The sequence below is a fragment of the Mycobacterium simiae genome (assembly GCF_010727605.1).
GTDB classification, from domain to species: Bacteria; Actinomycetota; Actinomycetes; order Mycobacteriales; family Mycobacteriaceae; genus Mycobacterium; species Mycobacterium simiae.
The window spans coordinates 2,902,695-2,917,447 of record NZ_AP022568.1; the positions used below are offsets into that span (position 1 = coordinate 2,902,695).

The window sequence follows — 14,753 nt, forward strand, 5'->3', positions numbered from 1 at the left end:
ACCCGCGTGCGGGCGGCATCACAACAGAGGAGTCGCGCCTGATGGCACAGGTCAGCGCAGCCAGCACGATCCTGCTCAACGTCGATCCCGCGGCCACCCTCGCCGCGGTAGCGGACTACCAGAGCGTCCGCCCGAAGATCCTGTCCCCGCAGTACAGCGAATACCAGGTGCTGCAGGGCGGACAAGGCCAGGGCACCGTCGTCAAATGGAAACTGCAGGCCACCAAATCGCGCAGCCGCGACGTGCAGGCCACCGTCGACGTCGCCGGGCACAGCGTCATCGAAAAGGACGCCAACTCGTCGATGGTCAGCACCTGGACGGTGGCTCCCGCGGGCCCTGGATCCAGCGTGACCGTCAAAACCAGTTGGACGGGCGCCGGGGGAATCAAGGGCTTCTTCGAAAAGACCTTTGCGCCGTTGGGGCTGAAGCGAATTCAGGGTGAAGTACTGGCCAACCTCAAGAAAGAGCTCGAAGGCTAGGGCTGCGTCACCGCGCTTTCCAAAAACAGCCGCAAATGCTCGCCGTAGGCGCTCAGCGCGTCGGCGGTCAACATCTCCAGGTGCGTGCTGTCGACCGAGTACGTAACGATGTCCCCGGCGACGTACGGACGCCACACTCGTTGCTGAGCGCGCGCCGCGCGGCCGGTTCGCAGTCCACGCCACCGTGATCTCGGCCGGGGGCCGCGACCGTTTTCACTGCTGGTGCCCCCGGCGGCGAAGACGACCAGGTCGCCATCGAACACATCGGGCACATGTTGGGCCAGCCGTGCCTGGTTTGCCCGGACGCTGCGTACCAGGAACTCCAGCACCCCGGCCGACTGCTCGGGGAGGTCGACGCCGTTGCTCCGCAAAATGTCGGCCACGATCTGGCCGTCGAGCATCGGGTTCTTCGCAGCGGCCTTGGCGGTCAGCTTCGCGACGAACTTGTTCGCGGTAAACACCGGGTCAAGCAGGATCAGGCTGCGCACCACCCGGCCGCGGCGCTGGAGTTCGACGGCCACTTCATGGGCGACGACCGCGCCGAACGACCAGCCGAGAATCTGGTACGGCCCGTCGGGCTGGCGCGCTTGTATCCGGTCGGCGTAGTTCGCCGCCATGTCGCGAACCGAGGTGTCGTCGGCCTCACCGTCCTGCGGCACCTGGTTGATGCCGATGATCGGGCAATCCAGATACGCGCCTAGCGCCCGATACGACCAGCTCAGGCCCAGCCCGTCGTGAATGCAGAACAGCGGAGTCCCGGTGCCCTGCTGCAACACGTCGACCGGGAGGACCTCCGGGTCACTGTCCGCCGCGCCCAGTTGCTCGCTGAGGCTGCGGACGGACGGCGCATAGAACATGGTGCGCACCGGGAGGTGGATATCGAGCGCGGCGTTGACCGCGGCGATCACCCGCATCGCCGACAGGGAATCCCCGCCCAGATCGAAGAAGGAATCGTCGACGCCCACCCGCTCGATGCCCAGCACCTGGGCGTAGATGCCGGCGATGACGCGCTCGGTCTCGGTCTGCGGGGCCTGGAATGGCGTGGCGGCGAATACCGGCGCCGGCAGGGCCTTGCTGTCGATCTTGCCCGACGAGGTCAGCGGGAACTCCTCGAGCACCACGATCTGGGCCGGCACCATGTACTCGGGCAGCCGCGCGCTCAGCCGCTGGCGCACGGCGCTGATCTCCATGTTGGTGTTCGGGTTGTTGGCGTGCACGCCGCGCGCCGAACGCGGCAGGTAGATGTCGGTCAGGGCAGCTTCGGCCTCGGCCGGGGTGAGGAAGAGGGCGTCGAGGGTGCCGGGCTCGGCGCCCCAGGTGACGGCGACTTGGTACCCGGCGTTGGCGCCAAGCCGGTGCAGCTGCTCGGGGGTGACGGTGTCTGGTGCCGTCGCGGGCAGGGTCAACGCGTCGGTCAGCGGCAGCCCGTCGGCGAGCGCGCGGTCGATGCGGACGTCGGCGATCAGTCCGGCCCGGGGTATCCCGGTGACGCGCACCGCCGCGGGACGGTTGGCTGCCAAGCGGCCGTGCAGCCCAAGCAACCCCCCGCATTCGGTCCACGTCCACGCGGCCGCGGCGGCCACCGAGCGCACCGGCGCGGGAGATTTGTGGACGACCACGTCATAGCGATACTTGTTCAGCTCGTTGTCCGCCAGCCCCCGCTTGACCTGGATGTCCAGCCCGGCAGTGTCCGGATGGTCGTCGGCCCACGCCGTGAAAAACTCTGGCGCCAAGAGCAATTCAGGCTCGCTGACGACCGCTCGGTGGACGCGCTGACGGATCTCGGCGGCATCGCCGGTGGTGGTGCGCGCCAGCGCGACACCGGTCTGGAAGGCGTCCTGCAGGGCGTGGTTGCGGATATCGCCGATGAACAAGGCGCCGCCGGGAGCCAGCAGTTCCATGGCACGGTCGATCAGGTCGGTCAGATAACCGGCATTGGGGAAGTACTGGACGACGGAGTTGACGATGATGGTGTCGAAGTAGGCGCGCGGCAGCCCGGCCATCAGGTGTGCTGGCCGGGCCAGCAGCTGGACCCGATCGCGCCATGGCAGCTGCAACCGCTCCAGCGAACTGGCCAGGTTGTCGATGGCCACCGCCGACATGTCCGTGGCGACGTAGTGCTCAGCCAGCGGGGCGAGCTGGGAGAGCAGCAGCCCCGAGCCGGCACCGATCTCCAGCACCCGTTTCGGTCGTAGCGCCGCGATCCTCGCCACGGTCGCCGCACGCCACTCGAACATCTCCTCCAACGGAATCGGCGCACCGGTGTAACTGCTGTTCCAGCCTCGGAAGTCCATGCCGAACGGCGGAGCCTCATCCGTTGGGTAGTACAGCTCGTCGTATACGCCCTGCCACTGTTCGACGATCTCGGCGTCATGGTCGTCGCTGGTGGTGTGACCCAGGGTGAGATAGGCGATCAGGTGGTCGCCCGCGTCGCTGTGGTGCACGGTGGTGACGGCCTGGGCGACCTGCGGGCAAGCCAGCAAAACGCTTTCGATCTCGCCGAGTTCAATGCGGTAACCGCGGATCTTGACCTGCTCGTCGGAGCGGCCGACGTAGCGTAGTTGACCGTCGGACTGCCAGGCCACCAGGTCCCCGGTGCGATACATCCGTTCGGCGGGCATCCCGGGGTCGACGAATGGGCAGGCTACGAAGCGAGTGGCCGTCAAATCCGGTCGGCGCGCGTATCCACTCGCCAGCCCGCCGCCCGCCACATATAGCTCGCCGACCACTCCGACCGGCACCGGCCGCAGCCAGGCGTCCAGCACGAAGAACGCCAGATGTGCCAGCGGCTCGCCGATGGGGCTGACCGTGCGGTCGACGTCGCCGTCGGTGAGGACGCGGAACGAGGCGTGCACCGTGGTTTCGGTGATGCCGTACATGTTGATCAGCCGCGGGGCCTGCGGGTGGCTCTGCATCCAGCTCCGAAGGCGTTGTGGCTCAAGGGCTTCCCCACCAAACACCACCGTCTGTAGCTGGAGCCGCTCGGCGAGCGCGGGCTGCAGCGTGTCGGCGGTCTGCAGCGCGTAGAACGCCGTCGGCGTCCGGCTCAGCACACCGACGCCTTCCGCGGCCAGCAGCGCGTGGAAGTCCTCCGGCGAGCGGGCCACGGATTCGGGTACCACCACCAGCCGGCCGCCGTGCAGCAGGGCGCCCCAGATCTCCCACACCGAGAAGTCGAACGCCAACGAATGTGCTTGCGTCCACACCTGTTCCAGATCCAGCTGGCCGGACAGCGAGTGCAGCAGTTCGATGACGTTGCGGTGCGGGACGGCCACCCCCTTGGGGGTGCCGGTGGTGCCGGAGGTGTAGATCAGGTAGGCGAGGTCGTCGGCGTCCGGCATTGGCAACGCGGTGCCGGGGTGGCCCGCAATGCGGGGGTCGTCGACCGTGACGACGGCCAGGTCATGGCCGTCGAGCCGGTCGCGCAGCGCCGCGGTGGTGATCGCGATGACGGGCTCGGCGTCGGCGACCATGAAGCCGATCCGGGCGTCGGGATGCGCGGGGTCTATCGCCAGGTAGGCCGCCCCGGTCTTGAGCACCGCCAGGATTGCGATGATCGCTTCGGCGGATCGGGTGAACAGCAGCGCCACCACCCGTCCGGGGCCCGCGCCGTGGGCGGCCAGCAGGTGTGCCAGCCGATTGGCGTCCTCATCGACCTCGAGGTAGGTCATGGACAGGCCCGCGAACGTCACTGCCGGACGGCGGGGCGTGCGAACGACCTGCTCGGCCCACCGGCTCGGGATCGAGTCCACCGTCGGCACGGGCCGGGCCAACACCGCCCGGTTGCCCCAATCATGCAGGCGCGCAACCTCGTCGACTCCGACAAGATGCACCGACGACAGGCGCCGAGCGGGATCGTCGGTCACGGCCACCAAGACCCGGTGCAATCGGTCGATCACGGCGCGGATGGTGGTCTCGTCGAACACGTCGGTTCGGTACTCGACCGTCCCGTTGATCCCGGCGGGGGCACCCGCGTCACTCCAGTGTTCGGCAAGGTGGAACACCAAATCCATTCGAGCGGTGCGGGTATCCATGGTCAGCGGAGTTACCTGCAGATCGTCCAAGTCCAGTCCGGACGCGGCGCCGGCACCGTTGCCCGCGACGCTCTGCCAGGCCAGCATCACCTGCACCAGCGGATGATGGGTCAGAGAGCGGGTGGGGTTGATCCGCTCGACGAGAACCTCGAACGGTACGTCCTGGTTCTCGTAGGCGGCCAGGCTGCGCCGGCGGACCTGGGCGAGCAGCTCGTCGAAGGTGGGATCGCCGGTCACCTCGACCCGCAGCACCAGGGTGTTGACGAAGAAGCCCACCAGCTCATCGAGCGCGGGGTCGCGTCGCCCGGCTATTGGGAAGCCCACCGCCACATCGGAACTGGAACTCAGCGTCGAAAGCAGCATCGCCAGGGCGGCCTGAATCAGCATGAAGCTGGTCGCGTTGTGCTCGCGGGCCACCTCGCGCACCCGATGCTGCAGCTCGGCCGGCCATTCCAACGCCACGTGCGAGCCGCGATAATCGGCCACCAACGGGTAGGGACGGTCGGTGGGCAGCTGTAACCGTTCCGGCATCCCGGCCAGCGCACCCTCCCAGTACGCCAGCTGACCGGCGATGGGACTGTCGGTGTCGGCAAGCTCGCCGAACTGCGCGCGTTGCCACAGCGTGTAGTCGATGTACTGCACCGAAAGTGCGGCGCGGTCCGGCGCGCCGCCGCGCCGTCGCGCCCGGTACGCCTCACCGATGTCGCGGGCCATCGGCGCCAGCGACCACCCGTCGAAGGCGATGTGGTGCACCACGATTCCGACCACATGGTCGTCGGCCCCGATCGAATAGATCTGCGCACGTATCGGAATTTCGGCCGACAGATCGAATCGATATTTCGCCAGCGTGGTCAATTCGCCCAGCAGCTCGTCTGCCGGCAGCGACCGTACCGCGTCGTCGCCGCGCAGCCACAGCCCCGGCGCGGCCGGCAACACCTCCTGGTAGGGCACACCGTCGATGTCGACGAAGATGGTGCGCAACGCTTCGTGGCGCGCGATGACGTCGTCGAGTGCCGCGGCGAGCGCCGCGACGTCCAGTGCGCCCTCGATCCGGAATGCGGTCGGCATGTTGTACGTCGCGACCCCGCCCTCGAACCGGTACAGGAACCACAGCCGGGATTGGGCGAACGACAACGGAATCAGCGCTGGCCGCTGCCGGGCAACCAGTGGCTTGCGCCGCCCGACTTGGGTGGTCGCGACGAGGGGCGCCAATCGCGCGATCGTCGGCGCGTCGAACAACGAGTGCACGTCGACATCGGCGTCGAGGCCGGAATTGATCGCCGCGATCAGCCGCATCGCTGACAGGGAGTCCCCGCCCAGGTCGAAGAACGAGTCGTCGACACCGACGCGGTCGAGGCCAAGGACGCGGGCGTAGATGCCCGCCAAGATTTCTTCCGCAGCACCGGCGGGCGCGCGGTAGTTCCCGGCGTCGGCGAAATCAGGTGCCGGCAGGGCCCGCATGTCGAGCTTGCCGTTCGTGGTCAGCGGCAGCGCGTCCAGCACCACGATGGCGGACGGCACCATGTAGCCGGGTAACTTGTCCGCCAGGCTGTTTCGCAGTTCGGCCGGGTCGGCCGTCCCGGTGATGTACCCGATCACCCGGGTGCCGCCGGTGTCATCCTCGGCGGTGACGACCGCGGCCCGGGTGACGCCCTCCCCGGCGGCCAGGGCGGCCTGGATCTCGCCGAGCTCGATGCGATAGCCGCGGATCTTGACCTGTTCGTCGGCCCGGCCGACGTAGTCCAACTGGCCGTCGGGATGCCAGCGCACCAAGTCTCCCGTGCGGTACATCCGGGCACCCCGCTCACCGTACGGACAGGCCACAAATCGCTCCGCCGTCAGCGTGGCGCGACCGCGATATCCGCAGGCCACGCCGGCGCCCGCGACGTACAGCTCGCCCACCACACCGATGGGCACCGGCCGCAGCCAGCCGTCCAACACGAACAGCGCCGCGGTAGGTACCGGCGCGCCGATCGGCGCGGCACCCGACCCGGCGGTCAGCGGTGCACTCATCGACGCGTAGACCGTGGCCTCGGTGGGACCGTAGGCGTTGATCACCACCCGGCCGTCCGCCCACTGGTCCACGACGTCGGCGGGGCAGGCTTCCCCGCCCAGCAGCACGGCCACCGATTCCAGCCCCTGTGGCGTCAATACCGTTGCTGCCGAGGGAGTTTGGGTGAGAATCGTGACTCCCTGGTCGACCAGCAGGGTGTGGAATTCCTGCGGCGAGGCGGTCACCGACTCGGGTACCACGACCAGGCGGCCGCCGCCGAGCAGCGCGGCCCAGATCTCCCACACCGAGAAGTCGAAGCCGTAGGAGTGGCATTGCGTCCACACCTGTGCCAGCGGCAGGTGGGTGGGTGCCGAGGCGGCCAGGTGGGCCAGGTTGCGATGTGTCACCGCAACACCTTTGGGCACACCGGTGGTGCCCGAGGTGTAGATCAGGTATGCGATGTCGTCGGCGGTGGGGGGCAGCGGACTGGTGGCGGGTTGACGGCTTACCGCGGGATCGGCGATGTCGATGGTCGGCAGACCATATCCGTCGAGGCGCCCGCGCAGCTCGGCCGTGGTCACCGCGGCGATCGGTGCCGCGTCGGTGAGCATAAAACCGATCCGCGCGTCGGGATGGGCCGGATCGATCGCCAGATACGCCGCCCCCGCCTTCAATACCCCCAGCATCGCAACGATCGCCTGGGCGCAGCGGGAAAACAGCAGCGCCACAACCTCTCCCGGGCCGACACCATAGTCGGCCAGCAGACGGGCCACGCGATTGGCGTCCTCGTCCAGTTCGCGGTAGCTGTGGATGCGGCCGTCATGGCTCACCGCCACCGCGTCGGGGTCACGGTGCACGTGTTCGGCGAACAGTTCCGGAATCGACAGCGACGCGGGCGAATGCCGGGTCAACACCTGCCGGTTACCGAGCTCATCGATCACCGTCTGCTCGTCGGGGTTCAACAGCTGAATCGACGACAACCTGCGGGTCGGCTCGGTGATCATGGCCCGCAACACCTGCTGCAGCTGTTCGATCAGCGTCTCGACACTGTCGGTGGTAAAGACGTCGGCGTTGTACTCGACCCGCAGACCCAACTCGGTACCCGGCATGGCCTGCAACGTCAGCGGGTAGTGGTTGTACTCCCGGGCGGTCATTTCGCCGATGGCCAGCCCGTCGACGCCTACCAGGTTCGTGGTGTCGACCGGATAATTCTCGAACACGAACAGGGTGTCGAAGAGTTGGTCGTGTCCGGTGACGCGATGAATCTCCGCGAGTGCCAGGTGCTGGTGCTCGAGGGTGTGGTGGTTGGCGCGGTGCAGCTGCTCGAGCAGGTCGGCGGTCGTGCTCGTCGGCGTGCAGCGGGCCCGCACCGGCACGGTGTTGATGAGCAGGCCGACCATCGCGTCGGCGCCCGGGACGTCGGTCGGTCGGCCCGACACCGCGGTGCCGAACGCGACGTCGTGTCGGCCGGTGAGCCACATCAGCAACTGTGCCCAGGCCACCTGCAAGACGGTATTGACGGTGGTGTGGTGGGTCCGGGCGAGCTGATGCAGCGCCTCCGTCGTCCGCGTATTGACCCGCGATGTCTGTACTCCGCGACGGCCCAGCCCAATTCGCGCCGGGGGCCCCACCAGGGTGGGAGACTCAAAGCCGTCGAACTCCTCGCGCCAGGCCGCCTGGGCCGCGGCGACGTCGCGGTCGGCGAGCCAGTTGACGAAACGGCGATACGGGACGGCAGCGGATAGCCGTTGCCCGAAGTAACTGGCGAAGATCTCCTGCGCGAGGATCGGCAATGACCAGCCATCGAGCACGATGTGATGGTTGGTGAGGACCAGCCGGTGCCGGTCCGTGGCGATGCGGACCAACGCGGCCCGGAACGCGGGCGGGACGCTGAGGTCGCAGACCGCGGCGCGTTCCGCAGCGAAAATTCGTTCGACTTGACGATTGCTGACGCCGAATTCGAAGTATTGACATGGCAATTCGGGATCGGCGGGGATGATCTGAACCGGCTGGCCGAACTGGCGAGAGAACCGTGCGACCAGGTTGGGGTGGCGGACGACAACGGTGTGCATGGCATCGCGCAACCGGTCGGGATTCAGCGGCCCGGTGATGGTGATGTCGAGCTGCATTGCGTAGATGTCGTCGCGGCTGTTCTGGATCGCGCTGGCGTGGAACAACAGTCCCTGCTGCAGCGGCGTCAGCGGCAGGATGTCTGCCACGTGCTGTTGGCGGCACAGCTCGTCGATCTGCTGCTGGGTCAGCGGCGTCGGGGCGATATCCGACGGGGTCAGTCCGCCGCCGCCCCGCTGCACGTGCGCGCACATTCCGGTCAGTGCGTCGAACCACAGCCGGCTCAGCCGGTCGATGAAGGCGTCGTCCACCGCCGAGGTCGCCCAGGTCCAGGTGGCGTGCAGCTGCGGCCCGGTCCCGGTGTCCATGGCGACGGCGTTGAGTTCGACGCTGTGTCCCAACCGAATTGGCAGTGCCGAGGCCAGCGCAGCCAGCCCGGCACCTTCCCGGCTGATCTGCCACACGTCGTCGGAGAGTTCCGCGGCGCCGCTGAGCCGGCCCAGGTAGTTGAACCCGATGCTCGGATCGTCGCCCGTCAGGGCTGACTCGGGCGTGAGGTAGCGCAGTAGGCCGTAGGTTAGGCCGTCTGGCAGCGCACGCAGTTGTTCTTTGGCATCCTTGACAACCGCGCCCAGCGCGGGGTCTCCAGCGCACACCTGCGCCCAGGTCAGGCTTCCGACGTTCAGCGCAACGGGGTATTTGGTGGTGAACCAGCCCACGGTGCGGGACAGGTCGACCTGGCCGGACAGGTCGTCGTGCCGGCCGTGGCCCTCGACATCGATCGTGAGTGCGGCGCCGCCACCGGCCAGCAATTCGTTGCACGCCACCGCAAATGCGATCAACAACATGTCCCCAACGCCGGCGTGGAACGCCGCCGGCACCTCCGCGAGCAGTGCGCGGGTGGTCTCGGCGTCCAACTCACGCGTCAGCTGCCCCGCGGTGGCGTAGGTATCGCCGGCTTGCGGCGCGGGCAGCGCCCGCGGGACCGCCAACACCTGCGCCCAGCTTTCGGCATGGCCGGCCACCGCTGCGGTGTGGGCGTGCTCGGTGAGCAGGGACGACCAGCGGGCGAACGAGGTGCCGCCGGTAGGCAGCGCGATGGGCCGGCCGCTGTGGTGCGCAGCCCAGGCGATGTTGAGATCTTCCAACAGGATTCGCCACGACATCGCATCGACGGCCAGGTGGTGAACGACCAGCAGCAGCTGATGGGTCAACCGGGCCCACACCGCGCTGAGCACGACGCCGTCGGCGGGGCTCAGCCGGGCCCGGGCCGTGTCGAGGATGTCGCCGTCGAGCGCATCGACGGTCCGCATGCGGTCGCGGGCGCGCACGGCGCCCGGCTCGGGTACGGCCATGGTGCGGTCGTTTTCGGCCCGCAGCCGCAGCATGGGATGCCGATCCAGCAACGCCTGCAGGACCACCAGCGCGTCGGCTTCGGTCACCGCGGCCGGTGCCTGCACCACCATGGTCTGGTTGAACTGTTCGGTGGGACCGTCCACACCCTGCAGCCAGCGCATGATCGGGGTGGCCAGCACGGGCCCGGTCCCCTCGTCGACGACGTTGCCGTCCGTGGTAGCGATGGTGACGACGCGGGCAAGCCGCGCGACGGTCTGCTCGACGAAAATGTCACGGGGACGGCACAGTAAGCCGGCCTCCCGTGCCCGGGCCACGACTTGCATTGACAAGATGCTGTCGCCGCCCAGATCGAAGAACGAGTCATCGACCCCGACCCGGTCGACACCGAGCACCTGCGCGTAGATGGCGACGAGCGTCTCTTCGAGTTCGCCGGTGGGGGCGAGGTAGCGCTCGGTGACGCGGTAGTCCGGCGGGGGCAGGGCACGCGTATCGAGCTTGCCGTTCCCCGTCAGCGGCAGCGAGTCCAGCACCATCAGGGCCGACGGGACCATGTACGGCGGAAGCCGGTCGGTCAGGGCGGCGCGGGCCTGCACCGGGTCGGCGGTGCCGGTGATGTACCCGACCAGCCGAGTGGTGCCCGGTTGGTCCTCGCGGGTGATGACGACTGCGTGTTCCACGCCATCCAAAGCGGCTAGCGCCGCACGGATTTCGCCGAGCTCGATGCGATGGCCGCGAACCTTGACCTGATCGTCAGCGCGGCCGAGGTAGTCCAGTTGGCCGTCGGCGCGCCAGCGCGCCAGGTCACCACTGCGATACATGCGTGCTCCGGCGGCCCCGAAGGGGCAGGCGACGAATCGGGACGACGTCAACCCCGACCGCCCGAGGTACCCGCACGCCACACCGGTGCCCGCGATGTACAGTTCGCCCGTCACGCCGACCGGTGCCGGGCGTAACCACCGGTCGAGCACGAACAGCGCGGCGGTGGATACCGGCGCGCCGATCGGCACCACGGCCATGCCTGGGCTCAGCGGCGTGGTCATCGAGGCGTACACGGTGGCCTCGCTGGGACCGTACGCGTTGATCACCACCCGGCCGGGCGCCCACCGGTCCACCACGTCGGCTGGGCAGGCCTCGCCACCGAGCAGTAACGCCGGGGCCGGGATCTGTTGCGGTGCCAGGCCGGTGACCGCAGAGGGGGTTTGGGTGAGCACGTTCACAGCCTCGGCGAGCAGCAGGGCGTGGAAGTCGTCCGGCGAGGCGGCCACCGACTCGGGCACCACGACCAGGCGGCCGCCGCCGAGCAGCGCGGCCCAGATCTCCCACACCGAGAAGTCGAACGCATACGAATGGCATTGCGTCCACACCTGGCGAGCCGGCAGCGCGCGGGGTGTCGACGCGGCGAGGTGGGCCAGGTTGCGATGTGTGACGGCGACGCCCTTGGGCGTACCGGTGGTGCCCGAGGTGTAGACGAGGTAAGCGATGTCGTCGGGTGACGGCGTCGGCAGCGCGGCTTCCAGCGCGACGTCGGGTGTGGGGTCGTCGACGTCGAGGATGGTGAGGTCGTGCCCGGCCAGCCGGGCGCGCAGGTCGGCGGTGGTGATCGCGGCGGTGGGTGCGGCGTCATCGAGCAGGAAGGTGATCCTGGCGTCCGGAAGCGCGGCGTCGACGGCCAGGTAGGCGGCCCCGGACTTGAGCACGGCCAGCATCGCGACGATTGCGTTGGCCGAGCGTTCCAGCAGCAGCGCAACACAATGGCCCGGGCGCACGCCGCGCGCAGTCAGCGCGTGCGCCAACACGTTGGATGCGTCGTCGAGCGCGCCGTAGGTGAGGGTGCGGCCGTCGAAGGTGATCGCCGCGGTCTCGGGCGCCCGGGCCACGTGTTCGGCGAACAACTGCGGAACGGACGCCTCGGCGGGTATCAGTTCCAGTGTCCGCCGATTACTCAGGGCGTCGAGTCGGGCGCGCTCGTCGGTATCGACCACGGTGATCGCGGAGATATGCCGGGTAGGGTCGGCGGTGATGGCGTCGAGCACGTGCTCGAATCGCCGCAGCAGGGTTCGGATACTGTCGGCTTCGAACACGTCGGTGCGGTATTCCACGGTGCCGGAGATCCCGGCGGGTTCGCCGGTCTGCGCCCAGCGTTCCGTCAGCGAGAACGCCAGATCCATTCGAGCCGTGTGTGATTCGAGTGGTAGCGGGGTTACGCGGACATCGCCCAACGCCAACGCGGAGGCGGGGTCGTCACCGTAGCGGCTCTGCCAACCCAGCATGACCTGGACCAGGGGATGATGACTCAGGCTTCGGGTGGGGTTGAGGCGTTCGACGAGGACCTCGAAGGGCACGTCTTGGTTTTCGAAGGCGGCCAGACTTTGTCGGCGAACCTGCGTCAGCAGCTCGGTGACGGTGGGGTCGCCGGCGACGTCGACCCGCAATACCAGGGTATTGACAAAGAAGCCGATGAGCTGGTCGAGGGCCGGATCGCGGCGCCCGGCGATCGGGAAGCCCACGGCCACATCGGAAGTGGCGCTCACCGCGGATAGCAGCACCGCCAGCGCGGCCTGCACCACCATAAAGCTGGTGGCATCGTGGCTACGGGCCAGCGCGCGCACCCGCTGCTGCAGTTCGGCCGGCCACTGGACCGGCACACTGGCCCCATGCTGATCGGCCAGCGGCGGATACGGCCGATCCGTCGGCAGCGTCAGGCGCTCCGGCATGCCGGCCAAGGTGTCCTGCCAGTAGGACAGTTGCGCCGCGATCGGGCTGTCCGGGTCGTCGAGTCGGCCGAACTGGGCGTGTTGCCACAGCGTGTAATCGGCATACTGCACCGGCAGTCGCGCCCAGCGGGGGCCCTCGCCCACCACGCGGGCGGCGTACGCCTCCCCCAGATCGCGGACCAACGGCCCGACCGATAGGCCGTCGGCGGCGATATGGTGTACCACGCCCACCAGCACGTGCTCGTCGTCGGTGAGGCGAAACAGCGTGGCCCGTAACGGGATTTCGGCAGCGAGTTCGAAGGCGTACCGTGCCGCGACGTCGATCGCAGCCTCCAGCATCGTCGTCGACCAGTCGCTGGAATCTATTACCTGCCAGTCAAACTCAACGTTTTCCGCGGCCAGCACCAGCTGCTGCGGGATGCCCTGGGGGGCGACGATCAGCGTACGCAGGCTTTCGTGTCGGGCGATCACGTCGCGCAGCGCCGCGGCGAGTGCGTCGGCGTGGAGGCGGCCGGAGAGCCGCAATGCGACCGCCATGTTGTAGATGGGGGAGGGGCCCTGTAACTGGTCGAGGAACCATAACCGGGTCTGGGCGAACGACAGCGGCACCACCGCCGGCCGTTCGGTGGCCGACAGCGGTTCCAGCCAGCCGCGACCGGTGCCGATACGTGGTGCCAGTTGAGCGATCGTCGGCGCGTCGAACAGGGTGTGCACCTGCAGGCCTGCGTCCAGCCCGGCGTTGATTGCGCCGATGAGGCGCATGGCCGACAGGGAGTCGCCGCCGAGGTCGAAGAAGGAGTCGTCGGTGTTGATGTGGTCGTGGCCGAGGATTTGGGCGTAGATGCCGGTGAGGATTTCTTCGATGGCGGTGGTGGGGGGTCGGTGGTGGTGGGGGTGGTGTTGGGGTGTGGGTAGGGCGTGGGTGTCGAGTTTGCCGTTGACGGTCAGGGGCAGGGTGTCGAGGGTGATGATGGTGGTGGGGATCATCCAGGGGGGTAGGTGTTGGGTCAGGGTGGTGCGCAGGGTGGTGGGGTCGGCGGTGCCGGTGATGTAGGCGATGAGGCGGGGGTGGCCGGGGGTGTCTTCGCGGGTGATGATGGCGGCTTGGTCGACGCCGTCGAGTTGGGTGAGGGGTGGTGTGGATTTCGGCGGGTTCGATGCGGTAGCCGCGGATTTTGAGTTGTTCGTCGGCGCGGCCGAGGTAGTCCAGTTGTCCGTCGGGGCGCCAGCGCACCAGGTCGCCGGTGCGGTACATGCGGGTTCCGGGTGGGCCGTAGGGGCAGGGTAGGAATCGGGTGGCGGTCAGTGCGGGTTGGTGGTGGTAGCCGCAGGCCACGCCGTGGCCGGCTATGTAGAGTTCGCCGGTGACGCCGGGGGGTGTGGGGCGTAGCCAGGGGTCTAAGACGAATACCGCGGCGGTGGGTACGGGTGCGCCGATGGGGGCGGGGCCGGTGGCCGGGTGCAGGGGGGTGCTCATGGTGGCGTAGATGGTGGTTTCGGTGGGGCCGTAGGCGTTGATGACGACTCGCTGGTGTGCCCATTGGTCGACGACGTCGGCGGGGCAGGTTTCCCCGCCGAGTAGCAGCGCCACCGATTCCAGCCCGTGGGGGTCCAATAGGGCTGCGGCCGAGGGTGTTTGGGTCAACACGGTGACACCTTCGGCGATCAGCAGGTCGTGGAAGTCGGTCGGGGAGGTTGTCACCTCTTCGCCGACGATGACCAGGCGTCCCCCGCCGAGCAGGGCGGCCCAGATCTCCCACACCGAGAAGTCGAACCCGTAGGAGTGGCATTGGGTCCACACTTGCACCGCGGGCAGCTCCGCCGGTGTCGAGGCCGCCACGTGCGCGAGGTTACGGTGAGTGACCGCAACACCTTTGGGCACACCGGTGGTGCCCGAGGTGTAAATCAGATACGCAAGATCATCGGCCGACACCCGCCCCGCCCCCACGGTATCCACCGGCGGGCCGGCCGCCATCGCCTCGGCGATATCCACCACCGCCACCGCATGCCCGGCCAGCCGCCCGGCCAACGCCGCGGTGCTGACCGCCACCACCGGGGCCGCATCGGCAAGCATGAACCCGATCCGCGCATCCGGATAGGCCGGATC

At 68.4% G+C, this 14,753-nt stretch carries 2 protein-coding genes and 1 pseudogene; 1 reads left to right on the forward strand and 2 read right to left on the reverse strand.

What is annotated here, in order from left to right:
- The first annotated feature begins 41 nt into the window (after positions 1 to 41).
- Positions 42 to 479, forward strand: a complete 438-nt coding sequence (locus tag G6N33_RS13525; protein ID WP_044512527.1) for an SRPBCC family protein — start codon at positions 42 to 44, stop codon at positions 477 to 479.
- On the opposite strand, the gene G6N33_RS13530 is transcribed toward G6N33_RS13525, so the two are convergent.
- Positions 476 to 13,633 (reverse strand): amino acid adenylation domain-containing protein, encoded by a 13,158-nt coding sequence (locus tag G6N33_RS13530; protein WP_332107439.1) that lies wholly within the window; start codon positions 13,631 to 13,633, stop codon positions 476 to 478. The genes G6N33_RS13525 and G6N33_RS13530 overlap by 4 nt on opposite strands.
- Positions 13,634 to 13,841: 208 nt before the next feature.
- A pseudogene (locus G6N33_RS27855) lies at positions 13,842 to 14,720 on the reverse strand (AMP-binding protein); the annotation flags it as partial.
- Positions 14,721 to 14,753: the final 33 nt, after the last annotated feature.

Excerpts from the sequence above, each read along its gene's own strand:
- G6N33_RS13525 (WP_044512527.1), top strand. The coding sequence starts at position 42 with ATGGCACAGGTCAGCGCAGCCAGCACGATCCTGCTCAACGTCGATCCC.
- G6N33_RS13530 (WP_332107439.1), bottom strand. The coding sequence starts at position 13,633 with ATGATCCCCACCACCATCATCACCCTCGACACCCTGCCCCTGACCGTC.